At 68.7% G+C, this 25,971-nt stretch carries 25 protein-coding genes; 10 read left to right on the top strand and 15 right to left on the bottom strand.

Features of this window, described 5'->3' with window-relative positions:
• Positions 1-2: 2 nt before the first annotated feature.
• From ACWGO6_RS11195 to ACWGO6_RS11215, 5 genes are all read right to left on the bottom strand, one after another.
• Positions 3-1,091, bottom strand: coding sequence for an alkene reductase (locus tag ACWGO6_RS11195; RefSeq protein ID WP_136043122.1), 1,089 nt, complete (start codon positions 1,089-1,091; stop codon positions 3-5).
• A 276-nt stretch (positions 1,092-1,367) separates the two neighbouring features.
• Complete coding sequence (locus ACWGO6_RS11200; protein WP_136043121.1) at positions 1,368-1,865, bottom strand: MarR family winged helix-turn-helix transcriptional regulator; 498 nt, start codon at positions 1,863-1,865, stop codon at positions 1,368-1,370.
• Between the two features lie 53 nt (positions 1,866-1,918).
• A complete protein-coding gene (locus tag ACWGO6_RS11205; RefSeq protein ID WP_376100974.1) occupies positions 1,919-2,374 on the bottom strand; it encodes a MarR family winged helix-turn-helix transcriptional regulator in 456 nt (151 codons plus the stop codon).
• A gap of 1 nt (position 2,375) precedes the next feature.
• Entirely contained in the window at positions 2,376-4,091 is a 1,716-nt protein-coding gene (locus ACWGO6_RS11210; RefSeq protein WP_136043119.1) for an MDR family MFS transporter, read from the bottom strand.
• Positions 4,092-4,244: 153 nt separating this feature from the next.
• A complete protein-coding gene (locus tag ACWGO6_RS11215) occupies positions 4,245-5,240 on the bottom strand; it encodes a DMT family transporter (RefSeq protein ID WP_452326736.1) in 996 nt (331 codons plus the stop codon).
• Positions 5,241-5,274: 34 nt separating this feature from the next.
• Between ACWGO6_RS11215 and ACWGO6_RS11220 the strand changes: the two genes are divergently transcribed.
• Positions 5,275-5,889, top strand: a complete 615-nt coding sequence (locus tag ACWGO6_RS11220) for a TetR/AcrR family transcriptional regulator (RefSeq protein WP_452326737.1) — start codon at positions 5,275-5,277, stop codon at positions 5,887-5,889.
• Between the two features lie 68 nt (positions 5,890-5,957).
• Positions 5,958-6,848, top strand: coding sequence for an alpha/beta fold hydrolase (locus ACWGO6_RS11225; RefSeq protein ID WP_452326738.1), 891 nt, complete (start codon positions 5,958-5,960; stop codon positions 6,846-6,848).
• Between the two features lies 1 nt (position 6,849).
• On the opposite strand, the gene ACWGO6_RS11230 is transcribed toward ACWGO6_RS11225, so the two are convergent.
• Positions 6,850-7,611, bottom strand: a complete 762-nt coding sequence (locus ACWGO6_RS11230; RefSeq protein ID WP_136043116.1) for a glycosyltransferase family 2 protein — start codon at positions 7,609-7,611, stop codon at positions 6,850-6,852.
• A gap of 88 nt (positions 7,612-7,699) precedes the next feature.
• Here ACWGO6_RS11230 and ACWGO6_RS11235 point away from each other — a divergent pair, with 88 nt between their 5' ends.
• The 5 genes from ACWGO6_RS11235 (at position 7,700) to ACWGO6_RS11255 (ending at position 12,144) form a co-directional block, all read left to right on the top strand.
• Positions 7,700-8,326: an HAD family hydrolase gene (locus ACWGO6_RS11235; RefSeq protein ID WP_136043115.1), complete on the top strand. Its 627-nt coding sequence runs from the start codon at positions 7,700-7,702 to the stop codon at positions 8,324-8,326.
• The gene (locus ACWGO6_RS11240) at positions 8,323-9,066 is read left to right on the top strand and encodes a GDSL-type esterase/lipase family protein (protein WP_452326739.1); all 744 of its coding nucleotides are present in this window, start codon (positions 8,323-8,325) and stop codon (positions 9,064-9,066) included. Before ACWGO6_RS11235 ends, ACWGO6_RS11240 begins: the two co-directional genes overlap by 4 nt.
• A 36-nt stretch (positions 9,067-9,102) precedes the next feature.
• Positions 9,103-10,275 (top strand): histidine kinase, encoded by a 1,173-nt coding sequence (locus tag ACWGO6_RS11245; RefSeq protein WP_452326740.1) that lies wholly within the window; start codon positions 9,103-9,105, stop codon positions 10,273-10,275.
• Entirely contained in the window at positions 10,272-10,928 is a 657-nt protein-coding gene (locus ACWGO6_RS11250; protein ID WP_136043112.1) for a response regulator, read from the top strand. Before ACWGO6_RS11245 ends, ACWGO6_RS11250 begins: the two co-directional genes overlap by 4 nt.
• Before the next feature lie 109 nt (positions 10,929-11,037).
• Positions 11,038-12,144, top strand: a complete 1,107-nt coding sequence (locus tag ACWGO6_RS11255) for a hypothetical protein (RefSeq protein ID WP_136043111.1) — start codon at positions 11,038-11,040, stop codon at positions 12,142-12,144.
• 63 nt (positions 12,145-12,207) lie between these two features.
• Here the strand turns inward: ACWGO6_RS11255 and ACWGO6_RS11260 are convergent, their stop codons facing one another.
• Positions 12,208-12,591: a hypothetical protein gene (locus ACWGO6_RS11260; protein ID WP_136043110.1), complete on the bottom strand. Its 384-nt coding sequence runs from the start codon at positions 12,589-12,591 to the stop codon at positions 12,208-12,210.
• Between the two features lie 60 nt (positions 12,592-12,651).
• Positions 12,652-13,299, bottom strand: coding sequence for a TetR/AcrR family transcriptional regulator (locus ACWGO6_RS11265; RefSeq protein WP_136043109.1), 648 nt, complete (start codon positions 13,297-13,299; stop codon positions 12,652-12,654).
• A gap of 86 nt (positions 13,300-13,385) precedes the next feature.
• On the opposite strand from ACWGO6_RS11265, the gene ACWGO6_RS11270 reads away from it, so the two are divergent.
• Together ACWGO6_RS11270 and ACWGO6_RS11275 are read left to right on the top strand one after the other, a co-directional pair.
• Positions 13,386-13,766 (top strand): DUF1761 family protein, encoded by a 381-nt coding sequence (locus ACWGO6_RS11270; protein WP_136043108.1) that lies wholly within the window; start codon positions 13,386-13,388, stop codon positions 13,764-13,766.
• A 22-nt stretch (positions 13,767-13,788) separates the two neighbouring features.
• Positions 13,789-14,067 carry a DUF1905 domain-containing protein gene (locus ACWGO6_RS11275; RefSeq protein ID WP_136043107.1) on the top strand — a complete coding sequence of 93 codons (279 nt, stop codon included), beginning with the start codon at positions 13,789-13,791 and terminating at the stop codon, positions 14,065-14,067.
• Positions 14,068-14,087: 20 nt separating this feature from the next.
• Here ACWGO6_RS11275 and ACWGO6_RS11280 read toward each other — a convergent pair whose 3' ends face one another.
• The 6 genes from ACWGO6_RS11280 to ACWGO6_RS11305 form a co-directional block, all read right to left on the bottom strand.
• Positions 14,088-14,276: a hypothetical protein gene (locus tag ACWGO6_RS11280; protein WP_136043106.1), complete on the bottom strand. Its 189-nt coding sequence runs from the start codon at positions 14,274-14,276 to the stop codon at positions 14,088-14,090.
• 136 nt (positions 14,277-14,412) lie between these two features.
• Positions 14,413-14,784: a hypothetical protein gene (locus ACWGO6_RS11285; protein WP_136043105.1), complete on the bottom strand. Its 372-nt coding sequence runs from the start codon at positions 14,782-14,784 to the stop codon at positions 14,413-14,415.
• Positions 14,785-14,848: 64 nt separating this feature from the next.
• Positions 14,849-17,458: an alpha-L-rhamnosidase gene (locus ACWGO6_RS11290; RefSeq protein WP_168429573.1), complete on the bottom strand. Its 2,610-nt coding sequence runs from the start codon at positions 17,456-17,458 to the stop codon at positions 14,849-14,851.
• The gene (locus ACWGO6_RS11295; RefSeq protein WP_136043104.1) at positions 17,455-18,315 is read right to left on the bottom strand and encodes a carbohydrate ABC transporter permease; all 861 of its coding nucleotides are present in this window, start codon (positions 18,313-18,315) and stop codon (positions 17,455-17,457) included. Before ACWGO6_RS11295 ends, ACWGO6_RS11290 begins: the two co-directional genes overlap by 4 nt.
• Positions 18,312-19,205, bottom strand: a complete 894-nt coding sequence (locus tag ACWGO6_RS11300) for a carbohydrate ABC transporter permease (RefSeq protein WP_136043103.1) — start codon at positions 19,203-19,205, stop codon at positions 18,312-18,314. Before ACWGO6_RS11300 ends, ACWGO6_RS11295 begins: the two co-directional genes overlap by 4 nt.
• 58 nt (positions 19,206-19,263) lie before the next feature.
• Complete coding sequence (locus ACWGO6_RS11305) at positions 19,264-20,562, bottom strand: ABC transporter substrate-binding protein (protein ID WP_452326741.1); 1,299 nt, start codon at positions 20,560-20,562, stop codon at positions 19,264-19,266.
• A gap of 113 nt (positions 20,563-20,675) precedes the next feature.
• Between ACWGO6_RS11305 and ACWGO6_RS11310 the strand changes: the two genes are divergently transcribed.
• Positions 20,676-21,707, top strand: coding sequence for a LacI family DNA-binding transcriptional regulator (locus tag ACWGO6_RS11310; RefSeq protein ID WP_452326742.1), 1,032 nt, complete (start codon positions 20,676-20,678; stop codon positions 21,705-21,707).
• Positions 21,708-21,772: 65 nt separating this feature from the next.
• Here the strand turns inward: ACWGO6_RS11310 and ACWGO6_RS11315 are convergent, their stop codons facing one another.
• Complete coding sequence (locus ACWGO6_RS11315) at positions 21,773-25,963, bottom strand: PQQ-dependent sugar dehydrogenase (protein ID WP_452326743.1); 4,191 nt, start codon at positions 25,961-25,963, stop codon at positions 21,773-21,775.
• Between the last annotated feature and the right edge of the window lie 8 nt (positions 25,964-25,971).

Below are 25,971 nucleotides of genomic sequence, written 5' to 3' on the forward strand. Positions count from 1 at the left end.
CCTCAGACCCCGGCGCGCACGCCCTCCAGCGACGGGTAGTCGGTGTACCCCTCTGCCGTGCGACCGTAGAACAGCTGCGGGCGCGGGTCGTTGAGCTCGGCCCCCTCCCGCCACCGCTCGACCAGGTCGGGGTTGGCGATCACGGGGCGTCCTGCCGCAACGGCATCCGCCCACCCGTCGGCGACCAGCGCTTCGGCATCCTCCCGCGTGGTGACGACACCGAAGCCCGTGTTGATGATCAGCGGTGCGCCCGCCGTGCGCCGGATGTGCTGCACGAGCTCGCTCGTCGGTGCGGCGCTGAGCACATCGATGAAGGCGAGGCCGAGCGGGGCGAGACCCCGGGCGATGGCGGCGTAGGTCGCGTGGACGTCTGCGTCGTCCTCTTCGAGCACACCCTGGATGTTGTGCTGCGGCGACAGCCTGATGCCGGTGCGGTCGGCTCCCACCGCGGCGGCGACGGCGGCCGTGACCTCGATCGCGAAGCGGGCGCGGTTGTCGGGCGACCCGCCGTACCGGTCGTCGCGGATGTTCGACACCGGCGAGAGGAACTCGTGCACCAGGTAGCCGTTGGCTCCGTGCACCTCGACACCGTCGAAGCCGGCGGCGATCGCGTTGCGTGCGGCCTGCGCGAACTGCTCGACGACCTCGGGGATCTCGTCGAGGGTGAGGGCGTGAGCAACCGGCAGGTCGGCCTTGCCCACGGGCGTGTGGGTCTGACCGGGTGCGGCGAGCGCGCTCGGGGCGACCACACGAGGCTGCCCCGAGATCTCCGGGTGCCCTACTCGCCCACCGTGCATCAGCTGCATGACGATCGTGCCGCCCGCCTCGTGGACCGCGTCGGCGACGGGCCGCCACCCGTCGATCTGCGCGGGCGTGACGATGCCCGGCTGCCCCGCGTACGACTTGCCTTCGGCCGCCGGCCACGTGCCCTCGGAGATGATGAGGCCCTGACCCGCACGCTGCCGGTAGTACTCCACCATCACCTCGGTAGGCACCCCGTCGTCGTCCGCGCGGGTGCGGGTGAGCGGCGCCATGACGACGCGATTGGACAGCTGCAGGGCGCCGAAGACGGCCGGTTCGAAAAGAGTCACAGTGGGAGGTAAGGCGCGGACTGACCGGGGTATTCCCCCGCCTCGCCGCCCGACCGCGATGCTCGGCCGCGCCCTTACTGAGCACAACTTCGGATTCCGCGGCCGCCGCGCCGCTCAATCCGTCGGGCCGACGGCGTGTCCGCCCCGATCTCCGAAGTTGTGCTCAGGGAAGAAGTTGTGCTCAGGGAAGAAGTTGTGCTCAGGGAAGAAGTTGTGCTCAGGGAAGAAGTTGTGCTCAGGGAAGGTGTGCGGCGGGAGGGTTGAGACTCCCGGGACTCAGTTGCCGCCGAGTGCGGACAGAAGTTCGGCGAAGTGGTCGAGGTCGGCGGCCGTCCACTTGCGCAACCGCTCGCCGATGCGCCCCTCGTAGCGGGAGCGGGCGACGGCGATCCGCTCCTGCGCCAGGTCGGTCGCGACGAGCACACGCGCGCGGCGGTCCTCCGGATCGTGCACACTCTCGACGAGTCCGAGCTGCTCGAGCTGGCGCACCTGACGACTCACCGCCGACTTGTCGGTCTGCAGGTGCTCGATGATCGCGCCGGCCGATGTCGCCTTGCCCGTCGCGATGGACGTGAGCACCTGGTAGCCGAGCGGCTGGAGATCGGGATGCACGGTCGCTGCGGCCTCACGCCAGCTGATGCGGATCCGCGCGAAGAGACGACCGAGTTCCTGCTCGACTCTGGTGACGGCCTGATCGAGGTCCGCTCCGCCCAGAAGATCCTCGTCAGAGGGTGATGCGGGGGTGTCGGCGGGGGCGTCGGGAGAGGCGCTCATGCTCGCCAGTGTACGGCGAAGCCCCGCAGTCGTTGGCGACAACGGGGCTTCACTCAGACCTCTGCGAGAAGACGGAAGACCTTGGACGCGGCCTGGATCTCGTCGGGAGTCAGCTCGTCGACCACTGCCTGCAAGCGGGTGCCGTACTCACGGCGGACCTCGGCGAGCGCGGCACAAGCCGACGGCGTCGCGCTCAGCACCCGCAGCCGCCCGTCCCGCTCGTCCGGCCGGGACTCGAGAAGCTCCGCCTCTTCCAGCATCCGCACCTGGCGACTGATGACCGACTTGTCCATCTCGAACCGCTCGGCCAGCTCGTGCGCGTTCGCGGTGCCCGCCCGGGCGATGAACGTCAGCAGCTTGTACCCGGCCACCTGCAGCTCGGGGTGCACCCGAGCTGCAGACTCCTTCCAGAGCGACCTGGTCCTCGCGAAGATGAGGTTCAGGTGCGCCTGGAGGTCGCCGAGCGCGCTGTCGACATCCGTTGACGCGACCGCTTCGGGGGCGAGCATCTCAGCGCTCCTGGTCCCGATCTTCGCGTTCGAGAACGCGCACCGAACCGGTCGCGGGAGAGGCGGACTCCGCACCCCCGAGCCGGATGGCCCCGGTGGAGAGCGACGCGCCGACCTCGGCCTCGGAGACCTCGATCATCGACTCCTCCGCCTGCTCGAGCATCTGCTCGGCGGCATTCTTCGTCGACAGCGGCTTGTTCTTGATGAACGCGATCGCGATGATGGCGATCACCGCGAGCGGGATGGCGATGATGAACGAATCGGCGATGCCGTGCCCGTACGCGCCCTCGACGATCGTGCGGATCGTGTCGGGCAGCTGACCGACCTTCGGCACATCACCCGAGGCGAGGTGCTTGAGCGCCTCGACCTCGGCGGGCGTCGTCGGTGTGAAGCCGTCGAGCGAGTCGGTGATGTACGACGCGACGCTGGTCGACAGCATCGCGCCCATCACGGTGACGCCGATGGTGCCGGCGATCGTGCGGAAGAAGTTCACGTTCGACGACGCGGCGCCCAGCTGCTGCGGAGCGGTGTCGTTCTGCACGATGAGCGTGAGGTTCTGCATGACCATGCCGAGACCCGCACCGAGGATGAACATGTAGACGGCGACCAGCGGGAACGGGGTGTCGTAGCGCAGGGTGGCCATCAGGCTGACGCCGATGGTGGCGAGGATCGAGCCGGTCAGCATCCAGCCCTTCCACTTGCCGAAGCGGCTCACGAGCTGGCCGATGATGATCGACGCGCCCATCTGGCCGATGATCATCGGGATGGTCATGAGGCCGGACTCGGTGGGCGTGGCGCCACGGGCTAGCTGGAAGTACTGCGCGAGGAACACCGAGGTGGCGAACATCGAGACGCCGATGGCGATCGAGGCGATGACCGACAGCGTGAAGGTGCGGTTGCGGAACAGCGACATCGGCACGATCGGTTCCTTGACGAAGAACTCGACCGTGATGAAGGCGGCGATCGCGACTCCGGCGATCACGGCGAGCATGATGCTCGTCGAGGAGTCCCAGTCGAACTGGCTGCCGCCCATCGAGACCCAGATGAGCAGGGTCGAGACGCCGACCGCGAGCAGCACGATGCCGAAGTAGTCGATCGAGACCTTGCTGTCACGCTGGGGCTTGGGAAGGTGCAGGGTGAACTGCAGCAGCACGAGGGCGAGGATCGCGAACGGCACGCCGACGAAGAAGTTGGAGCGCCAGCCCCACACATCGGTGAGGAGGCCGCCGAGCAGCGGGCCGCCGATGGTGCCGAGGGCCATGATGCCGCCGACGACGCCCATGTACTTGCCGCGCTCACGCGGGGAGATGATGAGGGCCACGGCGATCATGACGAGCGACATCAGGCCGCCGACGCCGATGCCCTGGATGACGCGGACCGCGATGAGCATGTTCGTGTCGGTCGAGAAGCCGGCGATCACGGTGCCGACCGTGAAGAGGATGAGGGAGATCTGGACGAGCACCTTGCGGTCGACCAGGTCGGCGAGCTTGCCCCAGATCGGGGTGGAGACGGCGGTGGCCAGAAGGCTCGCGGTGATGACCCAGGTGTACTGGGACTGGGTGCCGCCGAGGTCGGCGATGATGACCGGCATCGAGGTCGACACGACGGTGCCCGAGAGCACGGCGACGAACATGCCGACGACGAGACCGGAGATCGCGGTGAAGACCTCGCGGGCCGAGCGGGTGGCTTCGGGTGCTGAGGATGGGGTGTTTGTCACTTGGTTTGACGCTCCTGCGTAGAAAGTTGATCGAGGTCAACCATACTCCGATAGTTGCGAAAGCGCAACTATCGGACGGCGGTACGCCCGGCACCCCGTGCACAACTCCTCAAGAAAGTGCGCGAAACGGCACCCCCGGCCCCCGGATCGCGTCTACCCCCGACGATCCTGAGGAGTTGCGCACGCGGGCTCCGCGGCGGGCATGGCAGATCCGGATCGAAGCCCCGATCGAACACGGCTCGCGGTTGAGCGCGAGGCGCGCGCCTCGCTCACGAGCACCGCAGCCACTCCGCCCGCGCACAACGCGAAGCCGAGCAGGGTCACGACCGTGAGCGGCTCCCCCAGCAGGAGCGCGCCGGCCAGCGCGGTCGTCGGGGCGATCAGGAAGAGCAAGGCATTCAGCGCGGTGATGCCCACCCGGCGCAGCAGCCACCAATAGAGCCCGTAGGCCGCGAGCGTCGGAAACACCGCCGCGAACCCGACAGCCACCCAGAATGAGGCGGATACCGGCGGCACGAGCGCCCCGAAGACTGCGGCGACCGACACGAGCGCCAGGGCGGTCACGGTCACGTGGATGGTGAGCGTGACGAGCGTGCCGGTCCGCGGTTCCGAACGGCGCTGGAGGAACGTGCCGACGATCAGGCTGGCCATCGCCAGGGCGGGCCAGACGTAGGCGACGGGGTGCGCAGTCGAGTCGTCGAGCTGCGAGCGCACCACCAGGAGCACCCCCGCCGCGCCGATCAGGAGCCCGGCCCACTGCGCCCCGCGCACGCGCAGTCCGAGCAGCGGACCGACGAGGACGGCGATGATGAGCGGCTGCACGGCGTCGATCAGCGCCGTGGTGCCGGTGGCGACACCCGAGGCGATGGCCGCGTACACGGCCGTGCAGTATCCGAACTGGGCGAAGAGACCGATGACCGCCTGACGCCCCACGTCGCCGCGCGTGACGCCACGCCCAGCCCCGGTGAATCCGACGACGGCGAGCAAGATCACCGCGAGCGGGACGAACCGCCACACCAGGAGAGCGAGGGGCGAGACCTCGATCGGCACCAGCGCCGGCACGAGGAATCCGGAACTCCATGTGACGACGAAGGCCACGGATGCCGCGACCGTCACGCCGACACGAACTATACCGATCTGTATACCCATTCCTGTTACTATACAGGTTGGTATACTCGTTGTCATGGCCACCCCCGTTCCCGAGCTCGCTCCCCTCACGCCCGGCGCGTCCCGGGTGCTCGACGCCGCGTCGCTGCTGTTCTATGAGCGCGGCATCCACGCGGTGGGCGTCGACACGATCGCCGAGGCGGCAGGCGTCACCAAGAAGACGCTGTATGACCGGTTCGGGTCGAAGGAGGCGCTGGTCGTGTCGTACCTGCAGCACCGCGATGCACGGTGGCGGAAACACGTCGCCGAAAACCTCTCCCGCGTGCCGGAGCCCGGCATCGCGCGCGTGCTCGCCGTGTTCGACGCGGCCATCGCCTGGTCGGACGAGAACAGCCCCAAGGGGTGCAGCGCGATCAACGCGCGCGCCGAGATCGGCGACGGCCACGACGGCCATCCGGTCTTCCCCGAGGTGGCACGCCAGAAGTCCTGGCTGCTCGACCTCTTCGCCGACCTGTGCCGGGAGGCCGGCGCCGCGAACCCCGACCTGATGTCGAAAGCCCTGATGCTGCTCTACGAGGGCGCCATCGTCACGGTCGGCATGGAGACCTTCGCCGCGCCGTTCGAGGTGGCACGCCAACTGGCTCGCACGACGCTGGAGCAGGATCCGGGGCTCCTCTCACCGGAACGATGACCCCCTAAGCCGAACAATGCCCGCGCGTGATGCTCCCGCGGATGCGGCTCGGGGAGTAGCTTTTCAGCGTGTCGACGGATTCGCGGAGTGAGCGGGCGCATATCGCCCCGGCCGAGCTCGACGCGGCGATCGGCGACGTCGACTGGACGGTGCCGCCGCTCGGGTCGAGGGCTTCAAGATTCTCCGCACCGAGCGGCGAGCTGGCCGTGGTGTCGCTGGGCGATCCCACACATCCGCGCGTGGTCCTGGTCCCCGGCGCGACGGGTTCGAAAGAGGACTTCGCGCTGATGCTACCGCTCCTGGCGGATGCCGGGTTCTTCGTGCAGTCGTTCGACCTCGCCGGGCAGTACGAATCGCATGCCGCCGGTGCGCACACGACGTACACGTACGAGCTGTTCATCGGCGACCTCATCGCCTTCCTCGAAGCCGGCACCCCCGCTCATCTGCTGGGCTATTCCTTCGCCGGCACGATCGCACAGCTGGTCGCCGTCCGACGCCCCGAGCTCGTGCTCTCCCTGACACTCCTGACCACTCCGCCCGGCGTCGGCAACGTCTTCGCGACCATGAAGTGGCTGGGCCCGATCGCCCCGATAGCAAGCCCTCGTCGCGGTGCCGGACTCATGATCTGGGGGATCGTGACGAACAAGAACCGGGTTCTGCCCCGGAGGCTCGAGTTCGTCCGTTCCCGGTTCGCGCTCACGAGCAGACGCAGCGTCGATGAGATCGTCGGGCTCATGATGACCGCCCCGGACGTGCGGGGCCGCGTGCGGGCGCTGCCGATCCCCAAGCTGGTCGTCGCCGGCTCGCACGACCTGTGGCCGCTGGCCGCCCACGAACGGTACGCCCACGACATCGATGCCGACTTCCGCGCCTACCCCACTGGCCACAGCCCCAGCGAGACCACTCCGCATCAGCTCACCGCGGACCTGCTCGAGCTCTACGCGCGCGCCGTCGGGTGACTCAGCCGCGGAGGGCTCCGGTCTCGGCCTCACGCCGCGCCCGTCGCCGCACGTGCAGCGGCTCGTGCGGCAGGTGCAGCCGGACCGTGGGGAGCACGTAGCTCAGCCGACGCCGGAGGGATGCCCAGTCCCGGAACGGACGCGCCGACACCTCGACGACGAGACTCCGGTCCCGCAGCACGGTCATCTCGGGGCGCACATGGAACGACAGGTCGAAGTCGTCGTGAATGTTCTGCTCCTCGCGGTGCACCTCGCCGCTCAGCATCCGCCAGGTCTCGGCACGCATCGCCATGTTCGAGCCGAAGAGCGGCGCATGCCCGAGCAGAGGGGTGAGCACGGTGTACATGCCTCCGATGTAGAGGTGCTCCCCCATCCAGTGCACGAGCGGCGTCGAGCCGTAGAAGCTCGGGTCGCCGGTGAGGAAGTCGAGGCCGTCGTGGCTGCGGAACGTCCGCTCGATCCGCTCGATCCAGTCGGGCCTCGGTCGCGAGTCGGCGTCCAACCGCGCGATGATGTCGCCGGTCGCCGCGTCATAGCCGGCCGCCGAGGCGCGAGGGATGCCCTGGACCGACTCGGTCACCACTCGTGCGCCGTACCGCTCGGCGACCTCAACGGTGTCATCGGTGCTGCCGTTGTCGACGACGACGACCTCGTCGGCTCTGCGTGTCTGCCGATCGAGGGCGCGAAGGCACTGTTCGAGAAGGACGGCGTCGTTCCGCACCGGGATCACCACCGAGACGGAACGGGGGAAGACGGTCGTCATCGTTCTCCTGTCCTGTCCAGTGCGAGGGCGTCGGTGACAGTCTCCACCCGGCGGTCGATTCAGGCGGCGATTGAGAGAGGATGGACGGATGATCCGAGTAGTGGTGTTCGACCTCGACGGAGTGATCCGTCACTTCGATCCTGCCTACGTGGCCGAGATCGAGCGCCGCCACGATCTCGAGTCGGGAACGATCGCGGGCACCGCGTTCTCCGCTCCTCTGATCGACGAGGTCACCACAGGGAGGATCACCCGCACGGAGTGGGTGCACCGGATCGGCGAGCGGATCGGCAACACGACGGCGGCCACGGAGTGGGGCGTTCACCCTGCCGTGGTCGACGGGGACGTGCTGGCCCTGTCCGATGAGGTCCGTGCCGCGGGGCTCCGCACGGCGGTGCTCACCAACGGCACCGACACCATCCCGAACGAGCTCGCCGCCCACGGCATCACCGACCGCTTCGACGCCGTCTTCAACTCCGCCGAGATCGGCTTCGCGAAACCCGATGCACGCGCGTTCCAGCATGTGCTCGATGCGCTCGAGGTGGAAGCGTCCGAGGTGCTCTTCACCGACGATTCCCCGTCGAAGCTCGCCGGAGCGGAGAGCCTGTCGATCCACACTCACCTCTTCGCGGGAGCGGACGACCTGCGCGCGCGGCTGATCGCGGTGGGGGTCGGGATCGAAAGCCCCGCGCGTGAGGCTCTCGAGGAAGCGAAGTGACCCGGGCGCGCGGACCTCGGGCGCGCGTCGCACGCGGTTTCGCCGCATCGCTCGCCGTGCTGGCGGGCGTGGGCGCGATCGCATGCCGCCGCATCATGTTCCCGCCGGTCCCCCGCCGGCGGGAACAGCAGGTGACCATCGCCGCCGTGGGCGACAGCAACACCTACGGGGCAGGCGCGCTGCTGCGGGGCCGCCATCGCCACTCGTATCCTGCGCAGCTCGAGCGGATCCTCGGCGACAGATACCAGGTGCTCAACTACGGCGTGAATCGGTGCACGCTGCAGCAGGAAGGCGACTGGCCCTACGACGCGACTCTCCAGGCCACGGCGTCCCTGCAGGCGGGAGCGGACATCGTGCTCATCATGCTCGGCTCGAACGATGCCCGCGGCGACAACTGGAATGCGGAGCGCTACCGGTCCCAGCTCGCCGCGTTCGTCGAGCGCTATCGCACGCGCGGCGCGACCGTCTTCCTGCTGACTCCCCCCGTCGCGTTCCCCAATCGCCGCGGGGTCCACGAGCGGATCATCGCCGACGAGGTGGCCCCGATCGTGCGCGCCGTCGCGAGCACTCTGGGGGTCGATCTGATCGACGTGTTCGACGTCACCAGCCAGTCCGTCACGCGGCATCCGGACGGCATCCACCTCGATGTCCGCGCCAGCGCCCTCGTCGCTGAAGCGGTCGCCGACGCGATACGGATGCCGCAGCGACCGGGCCACCCCCACACTCACCCGGACGGGTGATCCGCTGCCCCGAACCCGCGTGAGAGCATGAGGGCGATGCGGTCCGAGGCCTCTTTGACGAGTCTCCGTCGGCACGCCTGGCTGCGTGTCGACGTCATCGTGGCGCTCATCGCCCTCGTGATCCTGCTGCCGTCGAGCATCGCGATCCTCACAGAGCCGGCCACCCGCCCCGAGCCGTGGATCCTCGCGCTCATGATCGCCCTGTACGTGGTGCTGCACCTCGCGACGCTGCTCGCCGTCCGGCACCCGACCGCCGCCATCGTGATCGCGAACGCCGTCATGTGCGCTCTCGTGCTGGTCCCCGGCATCCGCGCGGCTTCCGGGGCGTTCCTCCCCTCGGCCGCGGCCTACCTCCTGGTCATCGGCCAGGTCGCCGCGCAGACCCGCTCGACCGTGCGGATCGCGGCGCTGGCGGGCGGTATCTTCGGGGCGGCCCTCATCGCCTTCACGGAACTACGGCTCGACGATCCGGAGCTTCGCCTCGGCGCATTCCTCGGACTCAGCGGCGCGATCGCCGCGGCCTGGGCGCTGGGGCTGGTCCTGAGGGTGCGGCGCGACCAGGCCGAGGAGCGGATGGCGGCGCGCGTCTCGCAGGCGATCGCGGACGAACGCGGACGGATCAACCGGGACCTGCACGATCTCGTCGCCCACTCGATGACGGTGATGATCGCCCAGGCGGAGGTCGCCCGCACGTTGCGCGCCGATGACCCCGACCGGAGCGACGCCGCTCTCGGCATCGTCGTGGACACCGGCCGCGAGGCTCTGCGCGGAATGCGCGCGGTCGTCTCCGACGATGCCCCGCGCGAGCCGTTGCCCACGATCGACTCCCTGGAGGAGCTGGTCGAGGGAGTACGCACCCCCTCGACCATTGTGCGGCTGACAGAGTCGGGCACCAGGACTCCGCTTCGCGCCGATGCCACGCTGGCGCTGCATCACGCCGTGCGCGAGGCGCTCACCAACGCCATCCGTCACAATGCGCCTCCGGTCGCGATCGGGGTGCGGATCGACTGGCGGACGGATGCGGTGCAGGCAACGATCGAAGACGACGGAGGGTCCGGCCCCGTCGTGACCGATCTCGGCAGCGGCGTGGGCCTGGTCGGGATCACCGAGCGGGTGCGGCTCGCCGGCGGCACGCTCACCGCACACGGACGGGATCCGCGCGGATGGATCGTCACGGTGGATCTCCCGACCGAGAGGACCATCGGATGACCCTGCGCATCCTGATCGTCGACGACCAGGAGCTGTTCCGCACCGCCATCGCGCTGATGCTGTCGCGCGACTCGCGCCTGTCGGACGTTGCCACCGCATCCTCGGGCGAAGCGGCGATCGCGCACGTGCGGGCGCATGCCGTCGACGTGGTCCTGATGGACATCCGGATGCCGGGGATGGACGGCATCGCCGCCACCCGCGAGGTGCTGCGGCTCCGCCCCGCCACCCGGGTGCTGATCCTGACCACGTTCGACCTGGACGAATACGTGTACGCCGCGATCCGCGAGGGGGCGAGCGGCTTCCTGACGAAGGACGCCAGCCCTGCGGAACTCGCGGATGCCGCGGTCGCGGTGGCCGCCGGCGAGTCGGTGATGTCGTCGCGGGCCACCGAGGCGCTGATCGGATTCGTCCGCGATGGCGCTCCCGGAGCGGACCCGGCATCGGCGCTCGCCGCCCTCAGCCCTCGGGAGCAGGAGGTGGCCCGCGCTCTCGCCACCGGCGCCTCGAACGACGACATCGCTCGGAAGCTGTTCCTCTCGGCGAACACGGTGAAGACGCACGTGAAGGCCGTCCTCGCGAAGCTCGGCGTTCCCGATCGGGTGCACGTCGTCATCTGGGCGTACGAGAACGGCCTGCTGCGACCGGGGCGCTGACCGCTCTCCCGCGCGGGAGATCGCTCATCCGTCAGGTTCACTCCTGCGGGTGAGGGGGATGACCCCTGCGGTCGAAGTCGGCGGCGAAACACGTTCCTAGCGTGGAGATATGTCCACTCACACCCGTTTCCTCGTCCTCCTCGCCGCCGCTGTCGGTGCCTTGGCCGTGACCGTCACCAGCCTGGTGAGGATGCTCACCCCCGGCACCGACGCACTGCCCTCGAGCCTGATCGGCAATCTCGGTCACGGCGTCGAACTCGCGCTCTCCCTCACGGGGGCGCTCGCCGCGCTCCTCGTATCCGTCTCCGCACTGTCGACCCGTGACCTCGCGAACCGCTCGGTGCCGCGGTGGCTCCTGCACACGCTCGGTCTCGTGGCCGGGGTGCTCCTCGCCATCACGATGCCCGGAGGGGTGATCGCCGCGGCGGGCTACACCTTCGCGATGATGGTCGTCGTCGGAGTCCTGGCCCTCATCGTGCTCACGGTGCTGCGCCGTCCGCTGCTCGGGCTCCTGCTCGGCACGTTGGTCGTCGGCGCCCTCGCCTACGCCGCCATCGGGCTCGGGGCCGGCCCGCTCGTCCCCCGGATCCTGGGCAGCTACGGCACCATCCTCCCGCAGGCCGGTCTCGCGCTCGCGCATGTCGGCGCGGCAGCCGGGCTGCTGATCTGGATGATCGCCGACCCGTCGTCCCGTCGGAACCGATTCGCGCGCGATGTGCTCCGGCACCGCCGCGCGATCACGATCGTGGCGGCCGCGTGCGCTCTTCCCTACGCGGTCGCCCGCGCGAGCTGGCTGACCCCGTGGCCGCTGTTCGGCGGAAGCGCCGAGATGTTCGCCGCAGACCCCTCCGTCCGCGTGCTCGGTCTGGCGCTCGGCGCGGCCATGCTCACCGGAGGCGTGCTCACGCTGGGCCTGATCCTGCCCTGGGGCGAGCGGTTCCCCCGCTTCCTCGCGGGACTCGGCGGGCGGTCGGTCCCGCCCGGGCTGGCCATCGTCCCGGCGAGCCTCGTCAGCGTCCTGTTCACGGCGGCCGGCATCCAGTTCGCGCTGGAGGGAGTGGGCAACGTGGAGAACCCGCTGTATGTGCTTCTGATGTTCCCGTTCTGGCTCTGGGGTCCGCTTCTGGGTCTCGCCACCTGGGCCTATGCGATGCGTCGGGCGACGCCGACCGCGGCGAAGCGATCGGACTCCTCCGCCGCGCAGGTCACGGCCTAGCCGGTCGGCGCCTCGGATCCGTCGCGACGGTCCGAGGCGCCGTAGCCGGCGAGGAAGAGGCGGTTACTGGTTGAGCAGATTCGTCTCGGCGATCAAGTCGAGTCGGGACAGGAGCAGGTCACCGGCCGATCCGGCGACGGCGAAGGCGTTGACGGTGATCACGACGGCCACGACAACGAGGAGCACGATCTTCGGGATGTCGTACCGCCGCTTCACGGCGAGTCCGATGACCGCGAACCCGCTCAGGACGGCGATCACCTGCCCCACGACCGTGGCGAAGGCCATCCGGATCGCGCTCTCCTCGGTGAGCGGGCCGTAGCTATTGAAGGCGGCCGAGACCGCGAACGGGACGATGACGACTCCGAACACGAGGATGATGATCAGCCGGAATCGTGGACGTCGGGGCGAAGCGACGACCGACTGCTGCTCTGCGATCGGGACGGTCATGGGGTTGACCGTAGCAGAGCGGCGCATTTCGCCGGGGCTTCAGCTGGCCCCTCGTCCTCATCACGGCTGTACGGCACGCTCATCCCCGCCGCCGTCCGAACCATAGCCGGCGAGGAAGAGGTCGACGGCGCCGTCCACGCGACCGGTCTTCGTTTCATCCCCGAGCATGCGGGCGTTGAGCGGCGCACCGACCACCAGCCAGGTGAACTGCTCAGCGGCGGTTCGCGGATCGTCGAGGCGGAGCCGCCCCTCGGCCGCGAGCGCGCTCAGCGTATCGGCGAGGTTCTGGATGTTCGTGTTCCAGCTCTCCTCCAGGTAGGTGGCCGCCACCTCCACCTGCTCGGGCGCCTCGGCCGTGACGAGCCGGCGCATCGCCACCACCGGGGGACTCAGGATGCCCGCCCGCATGGTCTCGGCCAGTTCGACGAGACCCGCGCGGGTGTCTTCGCTCGCGCGCAGCCGATCGAGGGCGGGGCGCATCGCATCGCGACCGGCCAGCGTCCAGTGGTGCACGACGGCGGCGTACAGCGCGCTCTTCGAGGCGTGCTCTCGGTACAGCGATGCCTTCGAGATGCGGGCACGCTTGGCGACCTCGTCCATCGACGCACCGCGGTAGCCGTGCTGCAGGAAGACATCACGCGCGACGGCGATGAGATCGGCGCCGGTGAGGCCGGATGGACGCCCGCGGGTCGGGAGGTCGGTGCTCATGATCCGAGTTTAGTACTTGACAGTCCTAAAACCGCGATCTACGCTGAACACCAGAAGTACTACCCAGTACTAAAGAAGGGGTCGCCATGATCGTCTGGGGCATCGCCATCGCCACCGTCGTCTCGTTCATCGCCAGCGCGCTGCTCTACGCACTGCCGCCGGTCTCGGCCCTGGTCACTCGCACGAGCACCCCGCGGCCCGGCCTATCGGTCGCCGCGCAGATGGGTTCAGTCGTGATGCGCAGCCTTCTCGCGTCCGGCCTCGTCGCCGGGCTGATGGCCGCGGCCGGCTGGCACGGCGCCGCCGCCGGCGCACTGCTCGGCCTCGCGCTCTCGGTGCTGCCGCTGATCCTGCTCCTGGGCGGCGTCGTGCACGAGAACACCGCACCTTCCGTGGCAGCCGTGCACCTGCTCGACTGGGTGATCAAGCTCACCATCATCGGGGCCATCGTCGGCCTCTTCGTCTGAATTCGCGGAACAGGAGAAAGCCATGAGCACGCCACTCGACATCACCTTCACCGCGGTCCTCGGAAAGGTGCGCGAAGGCGACACCTGGACGTGCGTCCAACTCCCCGACTCGGCGACCATCTTCGGGACCCGCGGACTCGTCAAGGTCGCGGGGACCGTCGACGGCGAACCGTTCCGCGGGGCATTCATGGCCCTCGGCGACGGCACGCACAAGCTGCCCGTCACTGCTGCGATCCGCAAGAGGATCAGTCGGACGGACGGCGACGAGGTCACCGTCCACCTGACCGAGCGCCTCAGCTGAGGCGTCGGCCAGGAACGCGGCTAGGCGTCTTCCGGGTCCTCCGCGAGGACGTCGCCCTCGTCCGTGTCGCCGCCGTCGCTCGGCACCACCGTCGGCGGGTTCCCCTTGCCGTCTTCGGTGCCGAGGTTGTCGTTCCCCTCGGTCCCGGGCCCGGGTTCGGTGCTGATGTCGTTCCGGTCGGTGCTGATGTCGTCGTTGCCGCCGCTCATGTGCGTTCCTTCCCGTCGGCGGACGCCGCAGGCTCCGCGTGTGCAGGAGGGCGTCCGTGTCGTTCCGACTGTACGTCGGTGCGTGTGCGGTCGCACGCCCCTTGACACCGCCGCGAACGGCGAGCAGCCTCGCGGATCAGCCGCAGAACGCGGAGGCGGAGTCCTTGAGCTGCTCGATCGCCTCGACGGTCTCGGGCGCCTGCAGGTCGGTCATCCCGCCGATCTTCTCCGCACCCGAGCGGATGAGGTCGCCCAGCTGACCGTCGGTGTTCTCCGCCAGTCCGTTGAGGGAGGCGACCAGGTCGTCGCGCGCGGCATCCGCCTGCTCGGCCGAGAGCTCTCCCTGGTCGAGCAGCGTCTGGTACTGCCCGTAGGCGTCGTCGATCGTGGTGCAGGCCGCCTGCACGTCGACGCCGAGCGCATCGCCCGCCATCTGGGTCACCTGCGAGCAGCCCGCGAGGATGAGGCCGGCGGCGAGCACGAGCGGGAGGACGAGGATTCGGCGCATGCCCCGAGGGTATCCGGGCATGCTGAAGTGGGGCTGGTGATCGCACCGGCCCCGCTTCAGCGGATCATGCGGCGACGGCCTCCGACGACGAGACGAACGCCTCGAACCGCCCACCCGACTCGATGCGCTGCTCGTCGAGGCCGGCGATGCGGATCGTGCCCTCGACGCCGGTCGGAACGGAGAGCTCGTACCGGATCCCCTCGGCCGATCGCCGCCAGGATCCCTCGATCAGACCGTACGGCGACTCGAACGCAACGCGTGCGTGGTCCAGTCCGCCGCCGGGCTCGGGCGCCCACTCGATCCTCCGATACCCGGGGGCCGCCGGCGAGAGTCCGCCGATGACCCGGTGCATCCAGTCCGCCACGCTCCCGAGAGCGAAGTGGTTGAAGCTGGTCATCTCGCCGGGGTTGATCGATCCGTCGGGCAGCATGGAATCCCAGCGCTCCCAGATGGTCGTCCCGCCCATGCGCACCGTGTAGAGCCACGACGGGCATTCGGTCTCGAGGATCAGGTCGTAGGCCGTGTCGACGTGTCCGGTCTGAGACAGCGCGTCGCTGATGACCGGAGTCCCCGCGAACCCCGTGGCGATGCGGTTCCCGGCCTCGCGGACGAGCGCGGCGAGACGCCGGCCCGCGGCCGCCTCCTCGGTCGCACTCAGGAGTCCGAAGCGGATGGCGAGCGCGTACGCGGTCTGCGCGTCGGAGGTGAGTGTGCCGTCCGGTCGCACGTATTCCGCGCGGAAGGCATCGCGCGCCTCCTCGGCGATCCGGGCGTACCGGTCGGCATCGGCCGCGAGGCCGAGGAGCCTGGCAGTGTCGGCCAGCCGTCGCGTCGAGAAGGCGAAGTACGCAGAGGCGACCAGATACCTGTCGGTACGCGCATCGGCCGGATCGTGCGGCGGTGCCGCCGGGTCGAGCCAGTCACCCAGCTGGTGACCGTCACGCCAGAGACGCGCGGATCCGGACTGCGTGATCATGCGCTCGACCCACTTGCGGCCGCTGTCGTACTGGCGGCGCAGCACCTCGCGGTCACCGAACCGCTCGTGGAGCGTCCAGGGCGTCAGCACCGAGACGTCTCCCCACACGGCCCCGGTCCGGATCGGGTTCCAGGTGGGACCGCCGGGGATGACCGGCACGAACCACGGGATGGTGCCGTCGGGGAGCTGTTCGAGAGCCACGTCGGTGAGCCAGTTCTCGAGGAAGCCGGCCGAGTCGTAGAGGAAGGATGCCGTGGGCGCGAAGACCTGCACATCGCCGGTCCAGCCGAGGCGCTCGTCGCGCTGCGGGCAGTCGGTGGGGATGCTGAGGAAGTTGCCGCGCATGCCCCAGCGGACGTTCTCGTGCAGGCGGTTCAGGTCGGGGTTCGACGTCTCCAGCCATCCGGTGCGGCGCATGTCGCTGTGGATGACGCGCGCGACCACGTCCCCCTCCCCGATCTCCTCGAGGCCGGTGACCGTCGCGTAGCGGAAGCCGTGGAAGGTGAATTTGGGCTCCCAGAACCGCGGCTCCCCGCCGTCGAGCGTGATGAGGTCGTGGGCGTCGGCCAGGCGCAGCGGTCGGATGCCGAGCTCTCCGTGCTCCAGCACCTCGGCGTGGCGCAGGGCGATCACATGCCCCGCCGGCCCGTGCACCCGCACGCGAAGCCGCCCGACGAGGTTCTGACCGAAGTCGAGGAGGTGGGTCGTCTCGTCGACCCGGGTGACGGTGACGGGGGCGAGTTCCTCGGTGCAGCGCACCGGCGGCAGCGTCGGGGCGACCAGCGTCGCCGGATCGCGATGGCCGACGCGCACGGGGCTCCACCCGTCGCCGGCGCCTCCGGGGCGCGACCATCCGAGCTGCTCCTCGCGGGCATCGTGCTTCTCGCCGTCGTACAGGCCGGACACCAGGATCGGGCTCGGGGCGGTCGACCAGCTCTCATCCGTCGCGATGACCGTCTTCGTCCCGTCGTCGTGCGTGACCTCGAGCTGAGCGATGAGGGCCTGGTCGGTGCCGTACAGGTCGCGGTAGCCGCCGTTGAAGCCGAGCCGTCCGCGATACCAGCCGTCGCCCAGCCAGGCGCCGACGGTGTTCTCACCCTCGACGAGCTGGTCGGTGACATCGAAGGTCCAGTACACGAGACGCTCGTCGTACTTCGTCCACCCCGGCGAGAACTCGTGGTCGCCGATGCGCGCACCGTTGATCTCCGCCTCGTAGAGCCCGTGCGCCGTGACGTACAGGCGTGCGCTCGCGACCGGACGATCGAGACGGAAGGTCCGCCGCACGAGTGCGGGACGGCGTTCGGTGTCGGGAGTCTCGGGCCACGACGCGCCGACCGGTGCGGCGACCCAGTCCGCGGCATCCAGCAGTCCCGCCTCGGCGGTCGTCTGCTCGCTCCAGGACGACCAGCGCTCATCCTCGCCGCGGACGCGCACGCGCACCCGCACCTGCTCGCGGGAGGAGAGCGGTTCGAACGGCCAGTCGACGAGCACCTGATCGGCGTTCGTGCCGGATGCGACGACCGTGCCACCCGCGCGCTCGCACTCGAGCTGCCACCCGTGCTGGGTCCAGCCCTCCGGGGCCTCGGTCTTCCAGGAGAGCCGCGGCGTGCGGGCCCCCAGCCCGAGCGTGTCGTCGATGTGCTCGAACCGGGGAGCGGAGACCTTCACGAACGTCCTTTCAGTGGTGGGCGCGCTCATCCCTTGACCGCTCCGGCCGTGAGGCCCTTCTGGATGCGCTGGTTGAGCACCAGGTAGATGATCAGGAGCGCGAACACGTTGATGCTGATGGCGGCGAACAGCGGACCGTATTGGGTCGTGCCGAACTGGCCGTTGAAGTTGAGCAGTCCGACCTGCAGGGTGCGCAGGTTGCCGGAGTTGGCGAAGGTCAGCGCGATGAGCAGGTCGTTCCAGAAGAAGAAGAACTGCACGAGGCCGACCGTGAACAGTCCGTTCTTCATCATCGGCAGCGCGATGGAGAAGAACTGCCGGTAGATGCTGGCGCCGTCGAGCGTCGCCGCCTCGAACACCTCACGCGGGATCGCACGGAAGTATGTCGCCATCAGGAAGACGGTCAGCGGCAGACCCGTGGCCGTGTAGGTGATGATCAGCGGCCAGAGCGAGCCGGTGAGCCCGAGCTGGAAGTAGGTGCTGAACAGCGGGAGCAGGATCATCTGCGTCGGCACCATGATGCCGGCGAGGAAGATGATGAGCACCCCGCTGCGTCCCTTCCAGACGAGCACCTCGAGTGCGAACGCCGCCGCGGTGCCCAGGAGCAGCATGAGGAAGAGCGACGGCAGCACCGTGATGGCGCTGTTGAAGAGGGACTGGCCGAGACCGGCCGTGTCCCAGGCGACGATGTAGTTGTCGAAGTTCCACTGCTCCGGAAGCGCCCAGGTGGGTGCCTCCAGGAACTCCCGCTGGCTCTTGAACGAGCCCAGCAGCAGCCAGATCAGCGGGTAGCCGACGATGACCAGGAGCACGGCGACGAGCAGCCAGATGGGTGCGCGACGGAGCATCCTGGTCGCGCGGCGGGATACGGGTGTCGACGCGCTCATGCCACGCCTCCCTTCTTCGCCGAGCCGGCATTGGCACGGAAGATGAACACGGTCACGACGAGGCAGATGATGGTGAGCAGCATCGCGATGGTCGAGCCGTAGCCGTAGTTGCCGTAGGTGAACGCGTTGTCGAACATCGAGATCGTGAGGGGACTGGTCGAGGTGCCAGGGCCGCCGTTGGTCAGCGCGAGCACACTGTCGAAGACCTTCAGGGTTCCGTTGATCGAGAAGATCAACGACGAGATCAGCACCGGGGCGGAGAGCGGCAGCACCACGTGGCGGACGAGCTTCCATCCGCTGGCGCCGTCAAGGCGGGCTGATTCCAGCACATCCTCGGGGATGTCGATCAGCCCGGCGTAGAGCAGCACACCGTAGAAGCCCATGGAGCGCCAGATGTCCATGATCGCGATGACGATGAACGCACTCGCGCCGTCACCGAACCAGTCCACCGGCACACCGCCCAGGCCCGACAGGATCGAGTTGACCACGCCCTCGGTCGGCGCGATCGAGAACAGCTGCTGGAAGAGCAGCGCGACGGCGACCGTCGGCATCACGACGGGGAAGAAGACCAGGGTCCGGACGAGGCCGGATGCGCGCTTGAGCGCGAAGACGTAGAGCAGCGAGAGCAGGTACCCGAGCAGGACCTGTCCGATGGTCACGACGGCGGCGTACTTCAGGGTGAACAGCAGCGCGGCGTGCACCTCGGAGTCGCCGATCAGCCGGACGAAGTTGTCGAGGCCGACGAACTCGAAGCCGACGATGGCGTTGCCCTCGAACAGCGTGTAGCCCAGCGACCAGAACACGGGGATGAGCATCACCACCGAGTAGATGAGCAAGGCGGGGCCGAGAAGGATGGCGATCGCCTTGCGGTCGCCCAACACGTTCTGCATACGTTCTCCTGAAGGATGAGGGGCGGCGTACGAGGACGCCGCCCCTCTCGTTTTCTCGCTAGTCGAGGTCCGCCTGGATCATCGACATGAACTCCTCGGCGGAGACACTGCCGGTGATCAGCGGTGCGGCGTTGCGCTGGCTCGTGGTCGTGGCCTCGGCAGAGAACAGCGCCTCGAACCAGAGGACGGTGGTCTCGGTGCCGGCGACCTGCTCCTGGATGAGCTGCGTGAGCGGCGGCACGTCGGTGACCTCGGTGTTGAGCGCGAAGCCGGATACCCGGTTCTCCTGCTCGAGAGCCACGGAGCCGTAGTTCTCGGTGATGCAGGACAGCCATGCCTCGGTGTCGTCGTTCACGGCCTTGGCGTTCATCGTGATGGGCAGACCCACGTTGGCGGCGAGCTGCGAACGGTCGCCCGCACCGCCCTCGACGCCCGGGAACGGCATGAAGCCGACGTTCTCGGCGCCGATCTGGTTGACCTCGGGGTCGTTCGCCTGGCTCAGGAACCACGAGCCCATGTAGAACATCGCGGCCGAGCCGTTGAGGAACTGGTTCTCGCTGGTCGCCATGTCGATGGAGCCCACGCCCTGGCCGAAGTAGCCCTCGGCGCCGAGGTCGGCGATCGCCTGCGCGGCGGCCACGTACTCGGGATCGGTGAGCTTCGCCTCGCCGTCGGCGACCTTCTGAAGCGCGTCCGGTCCGAGGTCGCGGAAGAGGTAGCCGGAGATCAGGCGGGTGATCGGCCAGCCCTGCTCGCCGCTCGCGGAGAACGGCTGGATGCCGGCCGCCTCGAGCTTCGCGGCGGCGGCGACCAGCTCGTCGAACGTCTGCGGCTCGTCGATGCCCTGATCGGCGAAGATCGCTTTGTTGTACCAAATGCCCTCGACGTTGTATTCGAAGGGCAGCACGCGGAAGCCGCCGTAGAGGTTCTCGATGGTCGAGATCGCCGCCGGCTCGATGTTGTCGATCACGTCGAGGTCGGTGAGGATCTCCTCGAAGTCGGCGACGTTGCCCGAATCGGCGAGGGTCTTGGTCAGTGCAGGGGCGTTGCCGGCACTGAAGAGCACCGGCAGGTCGCCCTGACCGGCCTTGAGCTGCAGCTGCTGGTCGAGGTTCGACTGCGGGACCGTCTCGACATCGAGCGGAAGGGTGTCGGCCTCGGCGGAGCAGGCATCACCGGCGAGCGTCTCCAGGATGGCGGGGACCTCGGTGTTCTCGACGTTCACGAACAGGGACAGCGAATCCGTGCCCGCCGTCGATCCCCCGCCGCCACCGCATGCGGTGAGTGCGAGGGCAGATGCTCCGGCGATGACGGTGATCGCACCGCGTCTCCAGAGCCGTGCTGTGGTCAGCTTCATGATTCCTCCTTGAAACGGGCGAGCCGCGTTGATCACACACTTGAAGCGCTTCAGATAGTACGCTTGAAGCGCTCCAAGAAGCAAATGCCATTTCAGTGAACGGACGACGAATCATGACCACTTCCTCCGATGCGGGCCGGCCCCGCCCGGTGATGGCCGACGTCGCCCGGCATGCGGGCGTGGCGCTCGGCACCGTGTCGAACGTGCTGAACAATCCGCAGATCGTCGCGAAGGAGACGCGCGAGCGGGTGCTGAGCGCCATCGACGAACTCGGCTTCGTGCGCAACAACGCAGCCCGCTCGCTCGTCACCGGGCGCGCGGACACCGTCGGATTCGTGGTCGTCGATGTCGGCAACTCGTTCTTCGTCGACATGGCGCGCGGCGTGGAGGAGGAGCTCGATACACACAACATCCGTCTCCTGCTCGCCAACAGCGACGTGAACCTCGCGAAGCAGGACTCCTACATCAGCGTGTTCGAGGAGGCGAAGGTGGCGGGCATCCTCCTCGCCCCGCTCGACGCACCGCTCGATGCCGCTCGCGCCGCCCGCCACCGGGGCATGCCCGTCGTGCACGTGAACTGGCCGGGCGACGACGACGCCTGCGGCGTGGTCGTGGACGAGGAGCTCGGCGGCTACCTCGCCACCCGTCACCTGCTCGACCAGGGTCTGCGACGGTTGGCGTTCGCCGGCGGCCCGTTCTCACTCTCCGCGATCGCACAGCGCCACATCGGGGCGCAGCGGGCGGTCGCCGAGGTCGCCGATGCCCGGCTCGAGACGATCGAGACCCGCAGCATCACGGTCCGCGGCGGCTACGCGCTCGGCGAGATGCTCAGCTCTCGCCCCATCGGCGAGCGCCCCGAGGGGCTCTTCGCCGCCGCCGACGCCCTGGCCGCGGGGGCGATCCAGACCATGCAGCTGGCCGGCATGCACGTCCCCTCGGACATCGCCGTGGTCGGCTACGACAACAACCATTTCGCGCAGGACAGCTCGATCCCGATCACCAGCGTGGGGCAGCCGGGACACGAGATGGGGCGCACTGCCGCCCAGGTGCTCTATGAAGAGATCGCGGATCCCGTCGGCCATGCGCACCGCACGATCACGATGACGCCCACGCTCTTCGCCCGCGCGAGCTCGGCCGTCGTCTGACGCTGACGCACAGAGCGGCCCCGGAACGGAATCCGTCCCGGGGGCCGCCCTGACTTCGCCCGCTGCTACCCGCCGGCGCCGACCAGCGTGAACGGCACGGTCGTGGCGTTGCCCGCCACGTCGTACACGACCAGCGTGTTCGCGCCGGCCTTGGCACCGAAGGCCCCCGGCTTCACGAAGTTGAGGTCGGACCAGACGTTGTCCGTCACATCCTTCGCCACTCCGTTGACCGTCAGCCGGTCCACCTTGCCGCCGTCGTTGAGCTTGTACGACACCAGGCTGTAGGAGCCGTTCGCGCCCACGGTGTACTGACTGCCCTCCTTGACCGTCACGGCGGGGGCCGAGACGTCGAGGGTGAACTTCACCGTGGTGGCGTTGCCCGCCACGTCGTACACGACCAGCGTGTTCGCCCCGGCGACGGCACCGAACACTCCCGGCTTCACGTGATTCAGGTCGGACCAGACGTTGTCGGTCAGATCCTTCTCGACGCCGTTGAGGGTCAGCCGATCGATCTTCCCCTCGTCGTGGAGCTTGAACGACACCTTGCTGTAGACACCGTCGCGACCGACCGTGAACTCCGCGCCGCTCTTGACGGTCGCCGCGGGAGCCGTGGTGTCCGTCGCCGCCGCCGTGACCGAGAGGTCGCGGAGACGCCCGAAGTTGTCGAAGGAGCCGAAGCCCACCCGGCCCTCGGGGAACGTCTTGTCGTTCGCGGTCATCAGCGGGGTGTCGAGTCCGTCGACGTACACGGCGATGTCACCGCTGTCGACGCACCGGACCACGCGCACGTCGTGCCACTCCTCGTCGGTGACCGCCGGAGGAGCACCGACCGCACCGTCCCACTGGTCGTCGATCCGCTCGCGGTCGGCCTTGTTCACCTTGAAGATGCCGTTGTGCGGGTAGATCGAGTTGTCCTGCGAGAGGTGCGCGTAGTAGTACTCCGTGTCCGACTTCCAGCCGAAGACGATGATGACGTCGCGGTTGTTCACCGATGCCTTCTCGTCGAGCCGCACCTGGCCGGTGAGGTCGAACGATCCGAGCTCCGGCCCCTCGGTGAGCACGGCGTACTCGAACGGCCGGCGGATCCCGTCGTTCGGGTTGGTGCCCGCCTCGGTGAGCACGACCTCGTCACCGGGGAAGTCCCACTTGGCCGGGGTCCGCGGCGCCCAGTCGCCCTCCGCCATCACATCCGTGATGACCTCGCCGTCCGGCGTGCAGGTGGGCGGCGTCGGCGGTTCGACCGGCGGCACGGCGTACAGCGCGTACTGCGCGGCGACCTGCTCGGCGGTCGGAACCGTGTCGAGCAGCATGATGTCGTCCATCCGACCGTTGAACGGGTTAGCCTCACGCGTGTTCTGCGGGAAGCTGCCGCCGATCTTGATGCCGGCCGGTGCGGTGTCGGACGTGGATCCGCCACCCCACGGGTTGGACGCGGTGTACTTCCCCGCGAGCTCTTCACCGTTCATGAACAGCTTCATCTCGCCCGCCGCGAAGTCGAAGGTCGCGGCGAGGTGCACCCACTGCCCCTTCTTGAGGATCTCGTTCCACGGCAGGTCGGCCGCGAACGTCCAGGAGCCTGCGCCGTCGACGCGACGCCCGAGAGCGACGAGCTTGAGTTCCCCGTCGACCGTGATGACCTCGAGCAGCGCCCGCACCGCATGACCGTCGGATGTGCCGGTGAGCACGCCCGCGAGACCGATCGCGTTGTACACGTCGTCAGGATTCGCGGTGCCCGAGTTCAGGGCCGGGTGATCGCCGGTCGGCTTGAACCATCCCATGACGGAGGCCTTGTCCGTGCCGGCGAACGCGTCGAGCGAATCGACGCCGTTCGCGTCGTAGATGCCCGCCTTCCAGTCGTCGTTCGACGCGGTCCGCGGACTCATCTGCTGCGTCTGCAGCGCCTCGCCCGCACCCGGGTACGCCCGGTCGGCGACCCGCATCTCGACCCCGCCGTTGATGAGCGAGATGTCGGTGCCGGAGCGTCCCTGATCGACCTCGACCGTCGGCTTCGCCGCATCCGGGTGGTCGAAGTCGTGGTGCGTGACCAGGTTCGGGGCGAGTGCGGGAAGGACGAACGGGTTGGTCGGCTCATCGACCGAACGCGCCCCCGTGACCTTCCAGATCTTGCCGTTCGCCTTGGAGACGAGGTAGAGCTCGCCGTCGGCGTCTGAGCCGAACCGCAGGTCGACGCGCTTGTCGCCGACCAGCTCCTGGAACGTGGTCTCCTCGCCTTCGGCGAAGACCCGCAGCTCCTCGATCGTCGCGAGGTCGTCGATGTCGCCGTCGTTGCGCACCATCTCCTCGGCATCCGTGGACAGCACCCAACCGCGCACCAGGTCCGTGAAGAGGTAGCGTCCCTGGAGCTCGGGGATGTCGCCGCGGTAGACGAATCCACCGTTCACGGCCACTCCCGCATCACCGGTCTGGCCGGGGTCGCGGTTGTGGTCGTAGGCGGCCACCGGGTAGGTGAATCCGTTCTCGGCATCGTCCTTCGGCAGCGGGAAGATCTGCCGGTTCTCGGCCAGGAACGAGCCCTCGCGCACCGACCAGCCGAAGTTGTCCCCCGGCTCGACGGCGTAGACCGACTCGACCTGCCACTCGCCGATGTGCGCGAGATACATGGTGTGGTCGCCCTCGGTGTCCCAGCTGATGCGGTGCGGGTCGCGCATGCCGACGGCGTAGATCTCCGGCAGCGCATCGGCGTCATCGACGAACGGGTTGTCGGCCGGAACGCCGTACTCGCCGTTCTCGCTGTCGTCGCCCGTGGGGTTCACGCGCAGGATCTTGCCCTGCGGAGTGGCCAGATCCTGCGGGTTGCCGTTGCCGACGCCGTTGCCGCCGTCTCCGACCAGGATGTAGAGGTTGCCGTAGTCGGCGTCGCCCTCCGACACCGTCGGGTTGAACGCGATCTGCTGCACGGTGTGCACGCGACCGGCGAACGGGATGCGCATGACCTCACGGTGCGTGCCGGCGAAGGTCGCCGCCGAGGGGTCATCGGCCTTCCACTCGGTGATCACGCTGTGGAACGCGGTGGTGCCGAAGGCCGGGAAGTCCGGGGTGTCTTCGGTCAGCGCGGTGCCGCCCTCGGTGTGGACGGTGTAGAACAGCCCGTTCTCGGCGAAGTCGGGGTGGAACTCCGCGGAGCCGAGACCCGTTCCGAGCCCTGCGCTGTTGTGGAAGTTGTCGATGAACTCGTTCCGGACGTTGAGGTACGGGACGTACTCGCCCGACTCCTTGTCGACCAGATAGAGGATGTCGTTGTTGTCGGGCACCATCAGCCGGCCGGAGTCATCGGGCACCTCGTCGAGGTGCGTGATCCGGTTGTGGCGCACGAGGCGCTGGTCCTGCGTGGCCGGGGTGGTCTGCGACTTCGGCAGCTGCGCGAGCTCGGTCACCTCGATGCCGAGGTCGGCCAGCGCGGGGTCGGGCAGCGGGTTCAGCAGCGGCTCGTTCGCCGTGCCGCCCGGTGCGCAGTCGCCGGGGTTGCCCGTCGCGATCGCGAGGTTCTCGCCCGTGTTGTCGACGGCGACGTCGTCGAGCAGCAGGCGTCCCGTGCTGGTGGCGCCGTTCTTCCAGAAGAACCGGTCGAGCGCGCCGTTCACCGCCTGGCGGAAGCCGAACTGCTGCTCGGTGCCCTCGGGGAGGCGGGTCTGCTCCTCGTAGGCGCCGCCCTGGCTGTACACGGTGACCTTGTCGGCCGCGTTGTCGGCGACGATCCACACGCACTGCCAGGCATCCTTCGACCACACGCCGGCCGGCTTGAACGCGCCGCCGTCGCGGACGCGCAGCACGTCGTCGTTCTGGTTGTTCACGTAGGCGCGGCTGTTCACGTAGTCGTTCGGCGCATCCACATCGGTGATCCCGAAGGAGGTGTCGACGCTGCCGGTGCGCAGGAAGCGGAAGAACAGCGTGCCGGTGGTGCCCTCGGCGATGGCCGGGATCGCGCGATACGACTGCTGTGTGCCCCCGACGGACTCGACGACCTGGTTGTTGCCGTTGAGGGGATCGGCGATCACACGGGGAGCCGCGGATGACGTCCATCCGTCCTGACCGTTCAGCGCGACGCGCTCATACGCCTCGAAGTCGACCAGCTCGGTGAACGGTTCCGCCGCGGCGGCGGGGCTCGCGGTCAGCAGCGCTCCGACGACAGCCGCCGCGGCGACCACCGCACCCGTTCGTCGTATGCCGAAGGATCGAGGAGGCGGTGCGGCCGATCGGGTGCTCGAGCTCGCGGGTCGCATGATTCGTTCGTGCATCAGAAACC

The sequence above is a fragment of the Microbacterium sp. NPDC055665 genome (assembly GCF_053618035.1).

What these genes read in the sequence shown, in the direction of transcription:
- ACWGO6_RS11200 (WP_136043121.1), bottom strand. Translation starts at nt 1,865, where the DNA reads ATGAGCGCCTCTCCCGACGCCCCCGCCGACACCCCCGCATCACCCTCT.
- ACWGO6_RS11205 (WP_376100974.1), bottom strand. Translation starts at nt 2,374, where the DNA reads ATGCTCGCCCCCGAAGCGGTCGCGTCAACGGATGTCGACAGCGCGCTC.
- ACWGO6_RS11215 (WP_452326736.1), bottom strand. Translation starts at nt 5,240, where the DNA reads ATGGGTATACAGATCGGTATAGTTCGTGTCGGCGTGACGGTCGCGGCA.
- ACWGO6_RS11220 (WP_452326737.1), top strand. Translation starts at nt 5,275, where the DNA reads ATGGCCACCCCCGTTCCCGAGCTCGCTCCCCTCACGCCCGGCGCGTCC.
- ACWGO6_RS11230 (WP_136043116.1), bottom strand. Translation starts at nt 7,611, where the DNA reads ATGACGACCGTCTTCCCCCGTTCCGTCTCGGTGGTGATCCCGGTGCGG.
- ACWGO6_RS11235 (WP_136043115.1), top strand. Translation starts at nt 7,700, where the DNA reads ATGATCCGAGTAGTGGTGTTCGACCTCGACGGAGTGATCCGTCACTTC.
- ACWGO6_RS11245 (WP_452326740.1), top strand. Translation starts at nt 9,103, where the DNA reads ATGCGGTCCGAGGCCTCTTTGACGAGTCTCCGTCGGCACGCCTGGCTG.
- ACWGO6_RS11250 (WP_136043112.1), top strand. Translation starts at nt 10,272, where the DNA reads ATGACCCTGCGCATCCTGATCGTCGACGACCAGGAGCTGTTCCGCACC.
- ACWGO6_RS11255 (WP_136043111.1), top strand. Translation starts at nt 11,038, where the DNA reads ATGTCCACTCACACCCGTTTCCTCGTCCTCCTCGCCGCCGCTGTCGGT.
- ACWGO6_RS11260 (WP_136043110.1), bottom strand. Translation starts at nt 12,591, where the DNA reads ATGACCGTCCCGATCGCAGAGCAGCAGTCGGTCGTCGCTTCGCCCCGA.
- ACWGO6_RS11265 (WP_136043109.1), bottom strand. Translation starts at nt 13,299, where the DNA reads ATGAGCACCGACCTCCCGACCCGCGGGCGTCCATCCGGCCTCACCGGC.
- ACWGO6_RS11270 (WP_136043108.1), top strand. Translation starts at nt 13,386, where the DNA reads ATGATCGTCTGGGGCATCGCCATCGCCACCGTCGTCTCGTTCATCGCC.
- ACWGO6_RS11275 (WP_136043107.1), top strand. Translation starts at nt 13,789, where the DNA reads ATGAGCACGCCACTCGACATCACCTTCACCGCGGTCCTCGGAAAGGTG.
- ACWGO6_RS11280 (WP_136043106.1), bottom strand. Translation starts at nt 14,276, where the DNA reads ATGAGCGGCGGCAACGACGACATCAGCACCGACCGGAACGACATCAGC.
- ACWGO6_RS11285 (WP_136043105.1), bottom strand. Translation starts at nt 14,784, where the DNA reads ATGCGCCGAATCCTCGTCCTCCCGCTCGTGCTCGCCGCCGGCCTCATC.
- ACWGO6_RS11290 (WP_168429573.1), bottom strand. Translation starts at nt 17,458, where the DNA reads ATGAGCGCGCCCACCACTGAAAGGACGTTCGTGAAGGTCTCCGCTCCC.
- ACWGO6_RS11295 (WP_136043104.1), bottom strand. Translation starts at nt 18,315, where the DNA reads ATGAGCGCGTCGACACCCGTATCCCGCCGCGCGACCAGGATGCTCCGT.
- ACWGO6_RS11300 (WP_136043103.1), bottom strand. Translation starts at nt 19,205, where the DNA reads ATGCAGAACGTGTTGGGCGACCGCAAGGCGATCGCCATCCTTCTCGGC.
- ACWGO6_RS11305 (WP_452326741.1), bottom strand. Translation starts at nt 20,562, where the DNA reads ATGAAGCTGACCACAGCACGGCTCTGGAGACGCGGTGCGATCACCGTC.
- ACWGO6_RS11310 (WP_452326742.1), top strand. Translation starts at nt 20,676, where the DNA reads ATGACCACTTCCTCCGATGCGGGCCGGCCCCGCCCGGTGATGGCCGAC.
- ACWGO6_RS11315 (WP_452326743.1), bottom strand. Translation starts at nt 25,963, where the DNA reads ATGCACGAACGAATCATGCGACCCGCGAGCTCGAGCACCCGATCGGCC.